This is a genomic window from Streptomyces sp. NPDC048644 (assembly GCF_043199105.1).
Taxonomy (GTDB): Bacteria; Actinomycetota; Actinomycetes; order Streptomycetales; family Streptomycetaceae; genus Streptomyces.
Genome location: NZ_JBICVO010000006.1, coordinates 88,676 through 105,859, shown reverse-complemented (window position 1 = coordinate 105,859; position 17,184 = coordinate 88,676). Strand labels below are relative to the sequence as shown.

The 17,184-nt window shown below is 73.0% G+C and carries 15 protein-coding genes; 13 read left to right on the top strand and 2 right to left on the bottom strand.

What is annotated here, in order from left to right; all coding sequences use genetic code 11:
- Positions 1–54 precede the first annotated feature (54 nt).
- The 13 genes from ACGFNI_RS15540 (at position 55) to ACGFNI_RS15480 (ending at position 14,294) form a co-directional block, all read left to right on the top strand.
- Complete coding sequence (locus tag ACGFNI_RS15540; protein ID WP_393684057.1) at positions 55–972, top strand: SRPBCC domain-containing protein; 918 nt, start codon at positions 55–57, stop codon at positions 970–972.
- A gap of 80 nt (positions 973–1,052) precedes the next feature.
- Positions 1,053–1,967 (top strand): aldose 1-epimerase, encoded by a 915-nt coding sequence (locus tag ACGFNI_RS15535; RefSeq protein WP_393684055.1) that lies wholly within the window; start codon positions 1,053–1,055, stop codon positions 1,965–1,967.
- A gap of 90 nt (positions 1,968–2,057) precedes the next feature.
- A complete protein-coding gene (gene pyrE / locus ACGFNI_RS15530) occupies positions 2,058–2,600 on the top strand; it encodes an orotate phosphoribosyltransferase (RefSeq protein WP_393684053.1) in 543 nt (180 codons plus the stop codon).
- Positions 2,601–2,767: 167 nt separating this feature from the next.
- Entirely contained in the window at positions 2,768–3,790 is a 1,023-nt protein-coding gene (gene fbaA, locus ACGFNI_RS15525) for a class II fructose-bisphosphate aldolase (RefSeq protein WP_393684051.1), read from the top strand.
- Between the two features lie 135 nt (positions 3,791–3,925).
- Entirely contained in the window at positions 3,926–5,671 is a 1,746-nt protein-coding gene (gene malX / locus ACGFNI_RS15520; RefSeq protein WP_393684050.1) for a maltose/glucose-specific PTS transporter subunit IIBC, read from the top strand.
- A 1-nt stretch (position 5,672) separates the two neighbouring features.
- Positions 5,673–6,851 (top strand): MalY/PatB family protein, encoded by a 1,179-nt coding sequence (locus ACGFNI_RS15515; RefSeq protein ID WP_393684048.1) that lies wholly within the window; start codon positions 5,673–5,675, stop codon positions 6,849–6,851.
- A 62-nt stretch (positions 6,852–6,913) separates the two neighbouring features.
- Positions 6,914–8,446 carry an MFS transporter gene (locus ACGFNI_RS15510; protein WP_393684047.1) on the top strand — a complete coding sequence of 511 codons (1,533 nt, stop codon included), beginning with the start codon at positions 6,914–6,916 and terminating at the stop codon, positions 8,444–8,446.
- 72 nt (positions 8,447–8,518) lie between these two features.
- Positions 8,519–8,932, top strand: coding sequence for a DUF3151 domain-containing protein (locus ACGFNI_RS15505; RefSeq protein ID WP_393684045.1), 414 nt, complete (start codon positions 8,519–8,521; stop codon positions 8,930–8,932).
- Positions 8,933–9,204: 272 nt separating this feature from the next.
- Entirely contained in the window at positions 9,205–10,119 is a 915-nt protein-coding gene (locus tag ACGFNI_RS15500) for a tryptophan 2,3-dioxygenase family protein (RefSeq protein WP_393684043.1), read from the top strand.
- On the top strand, positions 10,112–11,326 hold the full coding sequence (gene kynU, locus ACGFNI_RS15495) for a kynureninase (protein WP_393684041.1): 1,215 nt from the start codon (positions 10,112–10,114) through the stop codon (positions 11,324–11,326). The genes ACGFNI_RS15500 and kynU overlap by 8 nt, the downstream gene beginning before the upstream one ends.
- A complete protein-coding gene (locus ACGFNI_RS15490; protein ID WP_393684039.1) occupies positions 11,323–12,171 on the top strand; it encodes an alpha/beta hydrolase in 849 nt (282 codons plus the stop codon). Before kynU ends, ACGFNI_RS15490 begins: the two co-directional genes overlap by 4 nt.
- A gap of 129 nt (positions 12,172–12,300) precedes the next feature.
- Positions 12,301–13,641, top strand: a complete 1,341-nt coding sequence (locus ACGFNI_RS15485) for a sensor histidine kinase (protein ID WP_393684037.1) — start codon at positions 12,301–12,303, stop codon at positions 13,639–13,641.
- Entirely contained in the window at positions 13,638–14,294 is a 657-nt protein-coding gene (locus ACGFNI_RS15480) for a response regulator transcription factor (RefSeq protein WP_227047091.1), read from the top strand. Before ACGFNI_RS15485 ends, ACGFNI_RS15480 begins: the two co-directional genes overlap by 4 nt.
- A gap of 218 nt (positions 14,295–14,512) precedes the next feature.
- Here the strand turns inward: ACGFNI_RS15480 and ACGFNI_RS15475 are convergent, their stop codons facing one another.
- Both ACGFNI_RS15475 and ACGFNI_RS15470 read right to left on the bottom strand, forming a co-directional pair.
- Positions 14,513–16,159, bottom strand: coding sequence for an ABC transporter permease (locus ACGFNI_RS15475; RefSeq protein WP_393684035.1), 1,647 nt, complete (start codon positions 16,157–16,159; stop codon positions 14,513–14,515).
- Entirely contained in the window at positions 16,156–17,103 is a 948-nt protein-coding gene (locus tag ACGFNI_RS15470) for an ATP-binding cassette domain-containing protein (protein ID WP_393684034.1), read from the bottom strand. The genes ACGFNI_RS15475 and ACGFNI_RS15470 overlap by 4 nt, the downstream gene beginning before the upstream one ends.
- Positions 17,104–17,184: the final 81 nt, after the last annotated feature.

Sequence of the window (17,184 nt, the reverse complement as noted above, 5' to 3'; positions counted from 1 at the left end):
GGACGGGCACGGCTGTGCGGACGCTGGGTAGGCTCCCATGTCATGGAGCATGAGATGTACGTTCCGTTTCCCGCCGGGACCGTGCGGCAGGCTCTCACCGAGCCGCCGCGGGTGGCGCGCTGCGTCCCCGGAGTCCAGCTCGACGCCGATACCGTCCCGCTCCGCCCCCAGGGCCGGCTGCGGCTCCGCATCGGCGGCTCCACCATCACCTACCGCGGCTCGCTGGCCGTCTCCGCGGGTGCGGCGGGCGAGGAGCAGGGCGCCGCAGCCGTGACCATCGAGGCGCACGGCACGGAGGCGCGCGGCGACGGCACCGTGACGCTGACCCTCGACGTACGCCTCACTCCGGCCGCGGAGCCCGGCCCCGGCACCACGCTGCGGTGTTCCGGCACACTGCGCAGCGGGGGCCGGCTCGCCGGGGTCACCGGCCAGGCGGCACGGACGGCGGGCCGCCGGCTGCTGGACAAGTTCGCCGCCAACCTCGCCGCCGACCTGGCACAGCACCCGCTGCCGGACGCCGCGACGGATGCGGCCGATGGCACGAAGACGCCGACGGACGCGCACCCCGACCCCGCGGCCGACTCCGGCCCGTCCGACCCTCCGCACAGCGGCGTGTTCGACGTCGAGGTGCCGCCGCCGTCGCTCGACCCGCACAGCGACGCGGACGCCGCGGCGATGTATGACGGCACGGTCTTCGACGGCGAGAACTACGACGGGCAGACGTACGACGGGGAGACCTACGACGGCGAGGACGACGACGAGGACGCGCCCGCCGAGGCCGCGCACGCGCGGCGCACGATGATCGGACGCAGCGCGGAGGAGGTCGACCACGCCCCGCCGCGCGGGCGGTACGCGCCGGTCCCGGTGCCCGAGGCGCACGGCACCTCGGTGCTGCGCTGGGCGGCGCCGGCGGCGGCCGTGGTGCTGGCGTCGGCGGTGGTCGTCGGCCGGGTGCTGCGCCGCCGCCGCTGACGCGCGTCCGGCGGACGCGCACCTCCACCGTCCGCCCCATGGCGCGGCGGGCGGTGCCGCGCACCGTTAGGGTCGGTTCCGTGAGCACCGACAACCCCACGCAGAACGCGGCGCAGGCGCAGGACACCGGTGTACGGCTGGCCGCCGGAGACGCCGAGTTGACCGTCCATCCGGACACCGGCTGCCGGATCGGCAGCCTGCGCGTCGGCGGCGTCGAACTGCTGCGGCAGGGCGCGAAGTACGGCTGTTTCCCGATGGTTCCGTGGTGCGGCCGGATCGAGCACGGCCGGTTCCGTAACGGCGCCGAGCTGCACCGGATGCCGGTCAACTCCCCGCCGCACGCCATCCACGGCACCGGCCGCGACCTCCGCTGGAAGACCGCCCGCGCCGGCGCGGCATCGGCCGCCTTCACCTACGACCTCACCGACCCCGCGGCCCCCTGGCCGTACCCGGGAACCGTCACCCAGCTGGTCGAACTGGCCGATGACGGCGGCTCGCTCACCCTGACCATGGGGGTCGAGGCGATCGGCGACTCCTTCCCCGCACAGGCCGGCTGGCACCCCTGGTTCGTACGGCACCTCGGCGTGGCTCCGGGCGACGAGGCGGCCGGCGGCAGCAGCTCCGGCGTCCGGCTCGACTTCGACGCCGCCTGGCAGGAGGAGCGCGGGGACGACCACCTCCCCACCGGCCGCCGGATCGACCCCTCCCCTGACTCGCTGCTCCGGTCGAGCAGGGGCTACCCCGTTCCCGGCGTCTGGGACGACTGCTTCGGGATGCCGCAGGGCGTGGACGTGACGGTGACCTGGCCCGGCCGTCTGGAGCTGAAGATCACCAGCCGCGCGGAGTGGGTCGTGATCTACGACGAGCAGGAGGCGGCGGTCTGCGTCGAGCCGCAGTCCGGGCCGCCCAACGGCCTCAACACCCTGCCGCGCCTGGTCACCCCCATCGACCCGCTGGAGATCTCCACCACCTGGAGCTGGCGGAAGCTCGGCTGAGTCCCGTCCCCTGCCGCGCGCCGGCGGCCGTCCCGGTCACCGGCTCGTGCGGCGGCGGCCTCCCGGGAGCGCTCCTTTAAGCTCGTGCGCATGACCGAGGACGTACGCGGCGCGCTGCTGCAGCAGATCAAGGACAAGGCCGTGGTGCACGGCAAGGTGACGCTTTCCTCCGGCAAGGAAGCCGACTACTACATCGACCTGCGCCGGATCACCCTGGACGGCGCGGCCTCGCCGCTGGTCGGTCAGCTGATGCTGGACCTCACCGCCGACCTGGACTACGACGCGGTCGGCGGCCTGACGCTCGGCGCCGACCCCGTCGCGGCCTCGATGCTGCACGCCTCGGCCGCCCGCGGGCAGCACCTGGACGCGTTCGTCGTCCGCAAGGCGCAGAAGACGCACGGCATGCAGCGCCGTATCGAGGGCCCGGACATCACGGGCCGCCGGGTGCTGGTCGTCGAGGACACCTCCACCACCGGCGGCTCGCCGCTGACCGCGGTCGAGGCGGCCCGCGAGGCAGGCGCCGAGGTCGTCGCGGTCGCGACGATCGTCGACCGCGGTGCCGCTTCGGCCATCGCCGAGGCCGGACTGCCCTACCTCACCGGTTACCGGCTGGACGACCTCGGCCTCGCCTGACGCTGCCGGGGGTGGCGGTTTCACGTGAAACCGCCACCCCGCCGCGTCGTCCCGCCCCGCAGGTGACGCGGAGCAAACGACCGCGTCTGGGAAGATGAGGACGGCGATGCCGTCGCCCCCTGGTCAGGGCCAAGAACGCACACCCGTACTTCACAAGGAGCGGACAGATGCCCATCGCAACTCCCGAGGTCTACAACGAGATGCTCGACCGGGCGAAGGCGGGCAAGTTCGCCTACCCGGCCATCAACGTGACCTCGACGCAGACTCTGCACGCAGCGCTGCGTGGTTTCGCCGAGGCCGAGAGCGACGGCATCATCCAGATCTCCACCGGTGGTGCGGAGTTCCTGGGCGGACAGCACAACAAGGACATGGTGACCGGCGCCGTCGCGCTCGCCGAGTTCGCGCACGTCGTGGCCGCCAAGTACGACATCACCGTCGCGCTGCACACCGACCACTGCCCCAAGGACAAGCTGGACGGCTACGTCCGTCCGCTGATCGACGTCTCCGCCGAGCGGGTCGCCAAGGGCCAGAACCCGCTGTTCCAGTCGCACATGTGGGACGGCTCGGCCGAGACCCTGGCGGACAACCTGGCCATCGGCCAGGAACTGCTCGCCAAGGCCGCCGCCGCCAAGATCATCCTTGAGGTCGAGATCACCCCGACCGGTGGCGAGGAGGACGGCGTCACCCACGAGATCAACGACGAGCTGTACACCACCGTCGACGACGCGCTGCGCACCGCCGAGGCGCTCGGCCTGGGCGAGAAGGGCCGCTACCTGCTGGCCGCGTCCTTCGGCAACGTCCACGGCGTCTACAAGCCGGGCAACGTCGTGCTCCGCCCCGAGCTGCTCAAGGACCTCCAGGAGGGCGTGGGCGCCAAGTACGGCAAGACGTCACCGTTCGACTTCGTCTTCCACGGCGGCTCCGGCTCCACCGAGCAGGAGATCGCCACCGCGCTGGAGAACGGCGTGGTCAAGATGAACCTGGACACCGACACCCAGTACGCCTTCAGCCGCCCGATCGCGGACCACATGTTCCGCAACTACGACGGCGTCCTGAAGGTCGACGGCGAGGTCGGCAACAAGAAGGTCTACGACCCGCGCAGCTGGGGCAAGCTGGCCGAGGCCGGCATGGCCCGGCGGGTCACCGAGGCGTGCGCCAACCTGCGTTCCACGGGGACCAGGATCAAGTAAGCGCCCACCGCTGACGAAGGGCTCCGCATCCGTCCGGGATGCGGAGCCCTTCCGCGTACCCGATGGCGACCTGCGACCCTGTGGCTCCGCTCGGCGACGAGGGCGCCGGGCCCGGCGAAGGGCGTGGGAGAAGCCATGGGAGCAGCGCAGGACACGTCGGTACGGGACGCGGAAGGGCCGGGCGGCAGGCCGCCGCAGCCGTCCGGTGACGGCACGCCAGGAGACGGCCCGGCGCGGCGCGGCGGCCGGGCCAGGGCCGCGCTGTGGGACTTCCTCCAGGGGCTCGGCAAGACCTTCATGCTGCCGGTCGCGCTGCTGGCGTTCTGCGGCATCATGCTCGGCGTCGGCAGCTCGCTCTCCAGCGCGTCCGTCACCGGCAACCTGCCCTTCCTGAAGGCCGACGCCTGCCGGATCGTCTTCACGTGGATGGCGCACACCGGGCAGGTCGCCTTCACGTTCCTGCCGGTGCTCTTCGCCATGGCGATCCCGCTCGGCCTGGCCCGTCAGGACAAGGGCGTCGCGGCGTTCTCCGGCTTCGTCGGCTTCGCCTCGATGAACCTCGCGGTGAACTTCTTCCTGACCGCCAAGGGCGTCACATCCGACGCCGACAAGGCGCACTACGGCGTCGCCGAGGTGCTCGGCGTGGAATCGATCGACACCGGACTGCTCGGCGCGGTCGCGGTGGGCATCATCGTCGGCCTGCTCCACCGGCGCTTTCGCACCCAGCGGATGCCCGACGCGCTGGCCTTCTTCGGCGGGCTGCGGTGCGTGCCGATCGTCTCGGCGCTGGTGCTCAGCGTCCTCGGCCTGCTGGTGCCGCTGGTGTGGCCCACGCTCAACGGCTGGATAGCCGCTCTCGGCGAGGGCATCGGGCACACCGGCGTCTTCGGGCCGTTCTTCTTCGGCACCGGCGAGGTGCTGCTGCGGCCCGTCGGCCTGCACCACATCCTCGTCGCGATGTTCCGCTTCACCGACGCGGGCGGCGCGGGAGAGGTCTGCGGCAAGCACCTCAGCGGCGCCCTGAACCTCTTCTACGCCCAGCTCTCCTGCGCCACCCACTCCGGCGCCGCGGACACCGCCACACACTTCCTCTCCCAGGGCAAGATGCCCGCCTACCTGGGCGGACTGCCCGGTGCCGCGCTCGCGATGTACCACTGCGCGCGCCGGGCGATGCGCCCGCAGACCAAGGCGCTGCTGCTCTCCGGCGTGGTGGCCTGCGCGGTGGGCGGGGTGACCGAGCCGCTGGAGTTCCTCTTCCTGTTCCTCGCGCCCTGGCTGTATCTGCTGCACGCGCTCCTGGTCGGCCTCGGCTTCCTGACCGCGGCCGTACTCGGCGTCCGCATCGGCAACACCGACGGCAACCTGATCGACCTGTTCGTCTTCGGCGTCCTCCAGGGCACCACCACGAAGTGGTACCTCGTCCCCGTCATCGCCGCCGTCTGGTTCGGCGGGTACTACGTCCTCTTCCGGTGGGCGATCAAGCGGTTCGACCTGCGCACACCGGGCCGGGAAGAGCCGGACGAACCGGACGAAGGCGCCGCGGACGGCGCATCAGGCCCGGCCCCGAGCGCCTCAGGACCGGCCGACGGGCCCCGCACCGGGGACCAGGCGCCGCCCGCCGCACCGCTGGTGGCGGGGAAGTACGACCCGGCGGCGATCCTCGCGGCGCTCGGCGGGGCCGACAACGTCAGGTCGCTGGACAACTGCATCACCAGGCTGCGGACGTCCGTGGCGGACGCCGGTCTGCTGGACGAGGCGCGTCTGAAGAAGCTCGGCGCGGTGGGAGTGGTCACGCTCGACCGGCACACTGTGCAGGTGATCATCGGCCCCCAGGTGCAGTCCGTGAAGGACGCCATCGCCCTCCTCGTACCGGCGCGCTGACATGACGTCCGCACACGGCACCCGCTACGACTTCGACGCCCCCGTCGACCGGCACGGCACCTGGTGCACCCAGTGGGACTTCGTCGAAGACCGCTTCGGAAAGCCGGGACTGCTGCCGTTCACCATCTCCGACATGGACTTCGAGACCGCCCCCGAAGTGCTGGCCGCGCTCCGCGGCAGGCTGGAGCACGGCGTCCTCGGCTACAGCCGCTGGCGCCACGACGACTTCCTCTCCGCCATCTCCCACTGGTACGCCACGCGGTACGCCACCGCCATCGACGAGAACCGCATCGTCTACGGCCCCTCGGTGATCTACCAGGTGTCGCAGCTGCTGCGGATGTGGTCACGGCCCGGCGACGGCATCGTCGTCCACACCCCCGCCTACGACGCGTTCCCCAAAACCATCGCCGCGCACGGCAGGGAACTGCGCGGCTGCCCGCTGGGCGACGACGCCGAACTGGCGCGGCTGCTGGCGCTGCCCGACTCGTCGGTGCTGCTGCTGTGCTCCCCGCACAACCCGACAGGGCACGTCTGGACGCGGGCCGAGCTGACGCGGATGGCCGCCCTGTGCGCACGGCACGGCGTCGCGGTGATCAGCGACGAGATCCACTCCGACCTGGCGGGCGACGGCCATCCGCACCTGCCCTGGGCCCGGTTCGGCAGTGGCCGCTGGGCCCAGGTCACCTCCGCCTCCAAAGCGTTCAACATCCCCGCGCTGACCGGCTCCTACGCCCTCGTCGGCAGCGACGCGGACCGCGATGCGTATCTGCACCGGCTCAAGGACGCGGACGGACTGTCCTCGCCCGCCGTGCTCTCCGTCGTCGCCCACATCGCGGCCTACCGGCAGGGCGCGCCCTGGCTGGACGCGCTGCGCGGCTACCTGGACGGCACGCTGCGGAGCATCGCCGAGCGGCTCAACGGGGCCTTCCCCGAACTGGCCTGGGAGCCGCCGCAGGCCGGCTACCTGGCCTGGATCGACCTGCGCCCACTGGGCGTCGACGGAGCGGCGCTGCAACGCGAGCTGATCGAGCGCCAGGGCGTGGCGATCATGCCGGGGGAGACGTACGGGCCGGCCGGCGAGGGCTTCGTCCGGCTCAACGCGGGCTGCCCGCGCACCAAGGCCGAGGCCGGCACGGACGCGCTCGTGCGGGCGCTGACGGCGCTGCGCAGGCCCGGCTGAGCGGCCGGAATCCCCACGGGCCCCGGGGAGCGGCGGCCCCCGGATCCGGGCATGCTCACGGTATGAGTGAGCCGAGCCTGCCCGGCGGCGTCCGCCTGGCGTCCGCCCAGGGCCGCTGGGTGCTGCTGACCGCCGTACTCGGGTCGGGCATGGCGATGCTCGACAGCACCGTCGTCAACGTCGCGCTGCCCAGGATCGGCACGGACCTGAACGCGGATCTCGCGGTCCTGCAATGGACGGTGACCGCGTACATGCTCACCCTCGCCTCGCTGATCCTGCTCGGCGGTGCGCTGGGCGACCGCTACGGCAGGCGGCGCATCTTCGTGACCGGCGTGGTGTGGTTCGCCGTGGCCTCGCTGCTGTGCGGACTCGCGCCGACCTCGGGGGTGCTGATCGCGGCCCGCGCGCTCCAAGGCGTCGGCGGGGCACTGCTCACCCCGGGCTCGCTGGCGCTGATCCAGGCGGTGTTCCACCCGGACGACCGGGCGCGGGCGGTCGGCGCCTGGTCCGGACTCGGCGGCGTGGCATCGGCGGTCGGCCCGTTCGTCGGCGGCTGGCTGGTGGACGGGCCCGGCTGGCGCTGGGTGTTCCTCCTGAACGTGCCGCTGGCCGCGGTGTGCGTGCCCGTCGCGCTGCGGCACGTCCCGGAGACACGGGAGCGGGGCGCGGCCGGGCGCCGCGGGTTCGACGTGCCGGGCGCGGTGCTGGGAGCGCTGGCACTGGCCGGGGTGACCTACGCGCTGATCGCCGCGCCGGACCGGGGCGCCTCGGCCGGGGTGATCGTCCCCGGCCTCGCCGGGGTGCTGCTCGGCGTGATCTTCGTGCGGGTGGAGCGGCGGCGTCCTGACCCGATGCTGCCGCCCGCGATCTTCGCCGTACGGCAGTTCACCGCGATCAACGCCGTGACGGTGTGCGTCTACGCCGCGTTCGGCGGGTTCTTCTTCCTGTCGGTGCTCCAACTCCAGGTCGTGGCGGGCTATTCGGCGCTGGCGGCCGGCACGGCGCTGCTGCCGACGACCGTGCTGATGCTGCTGCTGTCCGCCCGCTCCGGCGAACTGGGCGCACGCATCGGGCCGCGCATCCCGCTCACCGTCGGCCCGGTACTGTGCGCCGGCGGCATGCTGCTGATGATGCGGGTGGGACCGGCGGCGTCGTATCCGGCCGATGTGCTGCCCGCGCTGCTGGTGCTGGGCGCCGGCATGGTGACGCTGGTCGCCCCGCTCACCTCGACCGTGCTCGCCTCGGTCGACGTGGACCGGGCCGGCCTCGCCAGCGGCATCAACAACGCGGCGGCACGCGCCGCCGGCCTGATCGCGGTGGCCGCGCTGCCGCTGCTGGCCGGGATGGGCCCCGAGGCGTACCGCTCCGCCGACGAGTTCGCGGCAACCTTCCGGCGCGCGATGCCGCTGTGCGCCGGTGTGCTGCTGGCCGGCGCGCTGATCGCCTGGCTGACGGTGCGCAGCGACGTACTGCACGGCACCGAGGCCCAGCCGCAGGAGCCCTGCCACGCGGAGTGCACCTACCACTGCGGGGTCAGCGCCCCGCCGCTCGACCCCGGCGAGGCACCGCACACGGCGGGCGGGGACGGGCGGTAGGTTCCGGCCACCGGCCGCGGCAGCGGGGCGGGTGTGCGAAGGACCCCCGCACGGAGCAGGCAGACTTGGAGCATGGCCATTCACGAGAACCTGCTCGGGGGACCGCCCCCGACCCACCTGCCCGACGACCCGGGCCCGCGCGAACTGCTCGCCTCCGGCGCGGCACCCGCCGACGTCGCCGCGAAGTACCCCACCTCGTCGCTGGCCTGGGCGCAGCTCGCCGACGACGCGTTCCAGGGCGGCCGGACCGTCGAGTCCTACGCCTACGCCCGCACCGGCTACCACCGCGGCCTGGACGCGCTGCGCCGGGCCGGCTGGAAGGGGCACGGCCCGGTGCCGTTCGAGCACGAGCCGAACCGCGGTTTCCTGCGCGCCCTGCACGCCCTCGCCCGCGCGGCGCAGGCGATCGGCGAGGACGAGGAGTACGAGCGCTGCGCGACGTTCCTGCGGGACTCCTCGCCCACCGCCGCGGACACGCTCTCCTGAAACCCGCCTCTCCCGAACCCCGCCGACGCGGGTGCCCCGGCCCGCGCGGCCGGGACATCCGCGGGGCGGCCGGGGCCCGCGTCCCCCAGGTGGCGCCTGCGCCCGGTGGTGAAGAAGCGGACAGTTGAGTGGAACCGGCTCTTGCGTGGCCGGTGTGCAAGGCCGATGATGCGAGAGGGGCGGGTCAACTCGCGCCCGAGGGGACCGGGGCTCCCGAGCCGACCAGGAAGGGGCGGACCGCTACCCGGAGTTCGCAGCCTGAGGAGTCCCTCATGTCGCATCCTTCGCCGTCCCGAAACGGGCACCCTTCGCCCTCCGGGACCGACGCTCCCGCAGCCGCAGCGCCCGATGAAGGCCCGCCCGGGACCGCGCCGTTCGCGCCCGACCTGAGCATCGGCAGCGTCACCACCACCCCGTACGAGGACTACGTCCAGGCCGGCGTCCTCACCCACCTGCAGCATCCGCTCTCCGACGACCCCGGCGAGATGGTCTTCCTGGTGACCACCCAGGTCATGGAGCTGTGGTTCACCGTCATCGTCCACGAGTGGCAGACCGCCGCCGACGCCCTGCGGCGCGACGACCTGGCGGTGGCACGGGACGCACTGGAGCGCTCCACCCACGAACTGGAAGCGCTGAACGCCGCGTGGAAGCCGCTCGCCCGCCTCACCCCCGCCCAGTTCAACGCCTACCGCAGCGCACTCGGCGAGGGATCGGGATTCCAGTCCGCGATGTACCGGCGGCTGGAGTTCCTGCTCGGTGAGAAGTCCGCGTCCATGCTGGTGCCGCACCGCGGCGCACCCCGCGAGTACGCCGAACTGGAGAAGGCACTCCAGGAACCGAGCCTGTGGGACGAGGTACTGCGGCTGCTGGCCCGCCGCGGCCACGCCGTGCCCGCCGCCGTCCTGGAACGCGACCCGGCCGAGCGCTACGAACCCGACCCGGCGGTCGAGGCCGTCTGGGCCGAGGTCTACGCCGGCCCGCAGGACTCCGAACTGGTCCTACTCGGCGAGACGCTCACGGACGTCGCCGAACTGGTCTGGCGATGGCGCAACGACCATCTCGTCGCGACCCGGCGGGCCATGGGCGCCAAGATGGGCACCGGCGGTTCCGCCGGTGTGGCCTGGCTGGAGAAGCGGGCCCGCAAGAACGTCTTCCCCGAGCTCTGGACGGCCCGCAGCCATGTCTGATCACCGCGCACAGGCCACGGCACACGATGCCGCCGACCCGCTCGCCCCGCTCCGCGAGCACTTCGTCCTCGACGACACCGTCTACCTCGACGGCAACTCGCTCGGCGCGCTGCCACGGGCGGTGCAAGACCGGCTGGCGGATGTCGTCGCCCGCGAATGGGGCGAGCTGCGGATCCGCTCCTGGACCGAAAGCGACTGGTGGACCGCCCCGGAACGGATCGGCGACCGCATCGCGCCGCTCATCGGGGCCGCCCCGGGACGCGTCGTGGTGGGCGACTCCACCAGCGTCAACATCTTCAAGGCGGTGGTCGCCGGGGTACGGATGGCGGGCCGCGGCTGCACGGAGATCCTCGTCGACGCCACGACCTTCCCGACCGACGGCTACATCGCCAGGTCGGCGGCCCGGATGACGGGCCTCGCGGTGCGGCCGGTGGAGCCCGCGCGGATCGCCGACGAAGTCACCGAACGCACCGCGCTGGCCCTGGTCAACCACGTCGACTACCGCACCGGCCGGCTCAACGACCTGCCCGCCATCACCACCGCCCTGCACTCCGCGGGCGCGCTGGCCGTCTGGGACCTCTGCCACAGCGCCGGGGCCCTGCCGGTCGGCCTGGACGCGCACGGCGTCGATCTCGCCGTCGGCTGCACGTACAAGTACCTCAACGGCGGGCCCGGCGCGCCCGCGTACCTGTACGTGCGCGAGAGCCTCCAGGAGCGCTTCGACTCGCCGCTGCCCGGCTGGAACTCCCACACCGAGCCGTTCGGGATGGAACCGGACTACGCCCCGGCCGACGGCATCGTGCGCGGCCGGGTCGGCACCCCCGACATCCTGTCGATGCTCGCGCTGGAAGCGGCGCTCGGCGTCTGGGACGGCGTCGCCATCGAGGACGTACGGACCAAGAGCCTGGCCCTGAGCGACTTCTTCCTCGACTGCGTCGCCGCATACGTACCGGCCGGGCGGGTCCGTTCCACCACGCCGTCCGAACACCGGCGGCGCGGCAGCCAGGTGTCCCTGGAATGCGCCGACGCGGGCGAGGTGATGGCGGAGCTGACCCGGCGCGGGGTGGTCGGGGACCACCGCCCCGGCGTGCTGCGCTTCGGGTTCACCCCGCTCTACACGTCGTTCGCGGACGTGGAACGCGCCGCCCGGGTGCTCGGCGAGATCCTGCGGGAGCGGCCGGAGGCGGAGGCGGGGGCCGGCGGGTGAGCGCGGCGGACGAGGAGGCGGCGCTGCTGGGACTCGCCCCGGTGGCGCCGGAGCGGACGGTGGCATACGGGCCGCATCCCGACCAGATCGTCGACCTGTACCCGCCCGCGGCCGGCGCGGCGCGCGGGCCGCTGGTCGTGCTGTTCCACGGCGGTTTCTGGCGGGCCGCCTACGACCGGCGCCACCTCTCGCCGCTCGCCGCCGCACTGGCCGGGCAGGGGCTGCCGGTCGCCCTCGCCGAGTACCGCAGGGTGGGCGCGGGCGGCGGCGGGACGCGCACGTTCGACGACGCGACGGCCGCGGTGACGGCTTCGGTGACGGCCGTACGGGACGCGCCGACCGGGGAAGCCACGACCGAAGGGACGGTGTCCGGCGGGACGGTGACCGGGGGCGCGGCGGCCGGTGCCCCGGGAGAGCGGCCGGTGCTCGTCGGGCATTCGGCGGGCGGCCACCTCGCGCTGCTCGCCGCCGCCCGGCTCGGCCCCGCCGCCGTCGGCCGGGTGGTCGCCGTCGCGCCGGTCGCCGACCTCGCGGGAGCACACCGGCTCGGCCTGAGCGACCACGCGGTGGCCGCACTGCTCGGCGAAGGACCCGGACTCGCGGAACGGATCGCCGCCGCCGACCCGGTGCGCCATCCGCCCGCGGGCGTCCCCGTGACGCTCCTGCACGGCGACGACGACCGCGAGGTGCCACCGGAGCTGTCCCGCCGCTTCACCGCCGCCTGCCACCCGGCGGCGACGCTGCACGAACTGCCGGGAGTGGGCCACTACGCCCCGGTCACCCCGGGGACACCGGCCTGCCGCACCCTGCTCGGCGCACTGCTCGCGGCGGCACACACCGGCTGACCACGGACGGAAGGCCAGGGCCCGGACCCCGCGGGCCCTGGCCCACCGTCCGTAGTACTTGAGGCGGACCCCGGCAGATCCCCACTGGTGAGGACGCCTTCGGCGGGGCTGCTGCTTACCGTTGGGTACGTGAACGAGACGACCCAGACGCAGGGCAGCCTGCGCTCCGAGGCCCGAATAGTCCGCGGCGCGCTGCACCGCCTTCGCCAGGACCTGTTCGTCGACGCCTTCGCCTTCCGCCCGATGCTGCCGCTCGACGACGCCCGGGTGAAGGGCTGGCGGCAGTGGGTGCCGGAGCGGCTGCGGCGGCACGTGCGCTGGGCTCCGCACATCGCGGTGACCCTCTTCGCCACGATGGTCTTCCTGCTGGGGCTCAGCTCGACCGGCGACATAAGCACCTTCCGGACGCTCTTCTCGGTCGGCTTCTGCCTGCTCGTCTCCGTCCCGATCGTGATCACCCTGTTCCGCCCGGTGGGGGCCTTCTGGCTGTCGTTCGCCGGGTTCTGTCTCGCCTTGATGGCCACCGCGGTCGATCTCGGCCCGTGGGCCGAGATGTCGTTCACCACGCACCTCGCGGTGATGACGCTGGTCGTGCTGCGCACCCGGCCGCGGCTCGCCCTGGAGATGTGGGTGGTCACCATCGGCGTCGGGGGCGCCCTGGCGATGCCGGCCGGAGTCTCCGACGGCGAGATGGTGCCGATGGCGCTCTTCTCGGCCGTCGTCCTGGTGTCGGCCGGCGCGATCCGCGCCTGGCGCGAGGAGCGCAAGCAGGTCGTCGAGACGCAGACGGTCACCGCCGAGGAGCGCTCCCGCCGCACCCTGCTGGAAGAACGCGCCACCATCGCCCGCGAACTGCACGACGTCGTCGCGCACCACATGTCGGTCATCGCCATTCAGGCCGAGGCCGCCCCCTATCGCGTCGAGCACACCCCGCCCGAGCTGGCCACCTCCTTCGCGACCATCCGCGAGAACGCGGTCGCCGCGCTCACCGAACTGCGCCGCATCCTCGGCGTCGTGCGCTCCGAGGACCCGGACGCGTTCGTGGAGAGCGACCCGGAGGCACCGCAGCCCACCCTGGCCCACCTCGAATCGCTGCTGGACAGCGTGCGCGGCGCGGGCCTGAACGTCGAAGCGGTGATCACCGGCGCGACCCGGCAGCTGCCGCAGGGCGTCGAGCTGTCCGCGTACCGGATCGTGCAGGAGGCGCTGAGCAACGCGCTGCGGCACTCGCCGGGCGCCGAGGCGCGGGTGGAGATCTCCTATGTGCTGGGCGGCATCGGGCTGCGTATCGTCAACGGCAAGCCCAGCCGGCTCGCCACCCCCTCACCGGGGGCGGGCCACGGTGTGCTCGGGATGCGCGAACGCGTCCAGATGCTGGGCGGGGAAATGACCGCCGACCACACCGAGGACGGCGGCTTCGAGGTCGCGGCATTCCTTCCGGTGTCCGCGACGGGGGAGGCAACGGCATGATCCGGGTACTGATCGTTGACGACCAGGTGATGGTCCGCGAGGGCTTCTCCGTTCTGCTCAACGCCATGCCGGACATCGAGGTGATCGGCGAGGCGGTCGACGGGCGGCAGGCGGTGTCGAAGGTCGCGGAGCTGCGTCCCGACGTGGTCCTGATGGACATCCGGATGCCTGAGATGAACGGCCTGGAGGCGACCCGCGAGATCGTCGCCGCCGACGCGGACGCCAAGGTCCTGGTGCTGACCACGTTCGACCTGGACGAGTACGTCTACCAGGCGCTCAGGTCCGGCGCGAGCGGCTTCCTGCTCAAGGACGCGTCGGCCGGACAGCTCGCCGAGGGCGTCCGCATCGTCGCCTCCGGCGAGGCGCTGCTCGCCCCCACCGTGACCAAGCGGCTGATCTCGGAGTTCTCCCGGCTGGGCACACCCCGTGCGCCCGCCCAGGAACGCATCGGCGATCTGACGGAGCGTGAGACGGAGGTGCTGGTCCTGGTCGCCCAGGGCCTGTCGAACGGCGAGATCGCCGAGCATCTGGTGGTGGCCGAATCGACGGTGAAGACCCACGTCAGCCGGATACTCGTGAAACTCGGCCTGCGCGACCGCACCCAGGCAGCGGTCTTCGCCTATGAGGCGCGGTTGGTTACGCCGGGGGGTTGAGGGGTGGGGGTTTGGGGGTGAGGTGAGGGAGGCGGGGACGAGCGGGGGGAGCGGGGTGAGCGGGGCCGGGGTGGCGGTTCCGTCCACAGCTTGTGGATAACTTTGCGGGTGGCTGCCTTGGGGCTCCGCTCCCCCCTGGCCCCGCCCCCTCCCCCCTCCCCGCCCCTCCTCCCTCCCCTCCCTCACCCCATGTCGCGCCTTCACTCCACGTCCCGCCCTCACCCCATATCGCGTCGGCGCAGGCCGGCCAGGCCCACGGCGGTGGTTGCCGCGGAGACGGCGAGGAGCCAGAGGAACGGGCTCGCCGTCGCATCGGCTCCGGGCAGCTTGGGGAGATGGCTGAACGGGGAGAGGTTCATCGCCCACTGCGGGAACTCCAGGGCGGGGCCTATCCAGCCGATGGCCAGGCAGGCACCGACCGGAGCCCAGACCGCGGGGGCCGCCTTCGGCAGCAGGCCGAGGACCAGCACCGCCAGGCCGGTCAGCGTCCAGACCGCCGGTATCTGGGCGAGGGCGGCGGCAAGCACGGGGCCGGTGCGCCCGCCGATGTCGCCGGTCGTGGCGCCGTAGCTGACGCCCAGGGCCAGGCCGCCGAAGGCGAGCACGACGGCCGTCCCGAGGTAGGCGATGGCGAGGTGGCCGCCCGCCCAGCGCAGCCTGCTGACCGCGCCGGCCAGTACGGGCTCGGCCCGGTCACCGGTCTCCTCGGCACGCAGCCGGAGCACCGAGCCCGTTGCGTAGATCACCGCCACCATGCCCAGCATGCCGGTCATGGTGGCCAAGAAGACGTCGGTCAGGCCCTGTTGGCCGCCCATCCGCTCGAATATCTCGCGGGCCCTGCGGTTGTCCCCGACCATGTCGGCGGCGCCGTCGGCGATGCCGCCGAAGACGCTGCCCGCGGCGAGGAATCCGGCCGTCCAGCCCAGCAGCGTCGCGCGCTGGAGCCGCCAGGCCAGGCCGACGGCGCCGCTCAGGGAGGCCGGCGCGCGGGCCGGTCCCGGCCGGGCGGGCAGGAAACTCATCCCGAGGTCCCGGCGGGCGGTGAGGGCGTAGGCGGCGCCCACGGCCAGGGCGGCTGCGGCGAGGAAGAGAAGGGCCACCCACCAGCGTTCGCCCGCGTACGGGCGGAGGTTCTCGGCCCAGCCGAAGGGCGAGACCCACGTCAGGGGTGAGGACGCGTCCGCGGTGCCGGCGTCGCCCGCGGCGCGCAGGACGAAGGCGAGGCCGACGGCCGCGCCGGTGAGGCCCTTGGCCAACCGGGCGCTCTCGGTCAGCTGAGCGGCGACGGCGGCGAGACCGGCGAAGAGCAGCCCGCTGCCGCCGACGGCCACCCCCAACGCCAGTGAACCGGCCGCAGGTTCGCCGGATCCGGCCAGCCCCGCGGTGATCAGCGCCGCCAGGCCGGCGTTGGCGATCAGGGCGGCCAGCAAGGCGGCCGTCAAGGGTGCCCGGCGCCCGACCATCGCCGCGGACAGCAGTTCCTGACGGCCGGTCTCCTCTTCCTCGCGGGTGTGGCGTACGACGATCAGCAGGCTCATCACCGCGGCGAGCACCGCGCCGAGGCCGCCCATCCGCCAGGCGACCAGACCGCCGACGGAGTCGCTGAACACCGGTCCGTACAGGGCACGCATCGAGCCGTTGGCGCTCATCGAGGCCGCGAGGCCCGCGCGTTGGGCGGCGGTGTCGTAGAGGGACGCGAAGGACGAGCTCGTGCTCGCGACGGCCAGGCCGAGCAGGAGCACCCACGCGGGGATCATCAGCCGGTCGCGGCGCAGGGCCAGCCGCAACAGGGCGCCGGTGCCCGCCAGATGACGGGGGCCTGCGGCGCGGGAGGCGGGCCGGGCCGGTGTCGTCAGGGTGGTCATCGCGCGACCGCCTCTGCGGAGTGGGTGGCGTCCTGGTAGTGGCGCAGGAACAGCTCTTCCAGGGTGGGCGGGGTGCTGGTCAGGCTACGGACGCCGGAGGCGCCGAGCGAGCGCAGTACGGCGTCGAGCTTGTCGGTGTCGACCTGGAGCCGGACGCGGTGGGAACGGCCCCCGGCGACCGGCTGCTGGACGAGGTCGTGCACGCCGGGCAGCCGGGCAAGTCCGTCGGGCGGTCCGGCCAGTTCGGCGATGACGGAGGTGCGGGTGAGGTGGCGCAGCTCGCCGAGTGAGCCGGACTCGACGGTCCTGCCCTTGCGGATGATGCTGACGCGGTCGCAGAGCGCCTCGACCTCGGACAGCACGTGGCTGGAGAGCAGGACCGTACGGCCGCGGTCGCGTGCCTCCGCGACGCAGGTCTGGAAGACCTCCTCCATGAGCGGGTCGAGGCCGGAGGTCGGCTCGTCGAGTATCAGCAGATCGACGTCGGAGGCGAAGGCGGCGACCAGGGCGACCTTCTGGCGGTTGCCCTTGGAGTACGTCCGACCCTTCTTCGTGGGATCCAGCTCGAAGCGTTCCAGCAGTTCGGCCCGGCGGGCGGCGTTCAGACCGCCGCGCAGCCGCCCGAAGAGGTCGATGACCTCGCCGCCGGAGAGGTTGCGCCACAGGGTGACGTCTCCGGGGACGTAGGCGATGTGGCGGTGCAGTTCCACCGCGTCGTGCCAGGGGTCCTTGCCCAGGAGCCGGGCGGTGCCGCGGTCGGCGCGCAGCAGGCCCAGCAGGACCCGGATGGTGGTGGACTTCCCCGCGCCGTTGGGTCCGAGGAAGCCGTGCACCTCACCGGCTTCGACATCGAGGTCGAGGCCGTCCAGCGCGTGGGTGCGGCCGAATGACTTGTGGAGCCCGGCCACCCGGATCGCGGGAGCGGGGACGGTTGCCTGCTTCATGGTTTCGAAGGTACGCTAGTTTCACAAATTTGTGAAGTTAAGAAACCGTATAAAGTTGGGGTGGGTGGCTCTGATCAGGGG

Excerpts from the sequence above, each read along its gene's own strand:
- ACGFNI_RS15540 (WP_393684057.1), top strand. The coding sequence starts at position 55 with ATGTACGTTCCGTTTCCCGCCGGGACCGTGCGGCAGGCTCTCACCGAG.
- pyrE (WP_393684053.1), top strand. The coding sequence starts at position 2,058 with ATGACCGAGGACGTACGCGGCGCGCTGCTGCAGCAGATCAAGGACAAG.
- fbaA (WP_393684051.1), top strand. The coding sequence starts at position 2,768 with ATGCCCATCGCAACTCCCGAGGTCTACAACGAGATGCTCGACCGGGCG.
- malX (WP_393684050.1), top strand. The coding sequence starts at position 3,926 with ATGGGAGCAGCGCAGGACACGTCGGTACGGGACGCGGAAGGGCCGGGC.
- ACGFNI_RS15515 (WP_393684048.1), top strand. The coding sequence starts at position 5,673 with ATGACGTCCGCACACGGCACCCGCTACGACTTCGACGCCCCCGTCGAC.
- ACGFNI_RS15510 (WP_393684047.1), top strand. The coding sequence starts at position 6,914 with ATGAGTGAGCCGAGCCTGCCCGGCGGCGTCCGCCTGGCGTCCGCCCAG.
- ACGFNI_RS15505 (WP_393684045.1), top strand. The coding sequence starts at position 8,519 with ATGGCCATTCACGAGAACCTGCTCGGGGGACCGCCCCCGACCCACCTG.
- ACGFNI_RS15500 (WP_393684043.1), top strand. The coding sequence starts at position 9,205 with ATGTCGCATCCTTCGCCGTCCCGAAACGGGCACCCTTCGCCCTCCGGG.
- kynU (WP_393684041.1), top strand. The coding sequence starts at position 10,112 with ATGTCTGATCACCGCGCACAGGCCACGGCACACGATGCCGCCGACCCG.
- ACGFNI_RS15480 (WP_227047091.1), top strand. The coding sequence starts at position 13,638 with ATGATCCGGGTACTGATCGTTGACGACCAGGTGATGGTCCGCGAGGGC.
- ACGFNI_RS15475 (WP_393684035.1), bottom strand. The coding sequence starts at position 16,159 with ATGACCACCCTGACGACACCGGCCCGGCCCGCCTCCCGCGCCGCAGGC.
- ACGFNI_RS15470 (WP_393684034.1), bottom strand. The coding sequence starts at position 17,103 with ATGAAGCAGGCAACCGTCCCCGCTCCCGCGATCCGGGTGGCCGGGCTC.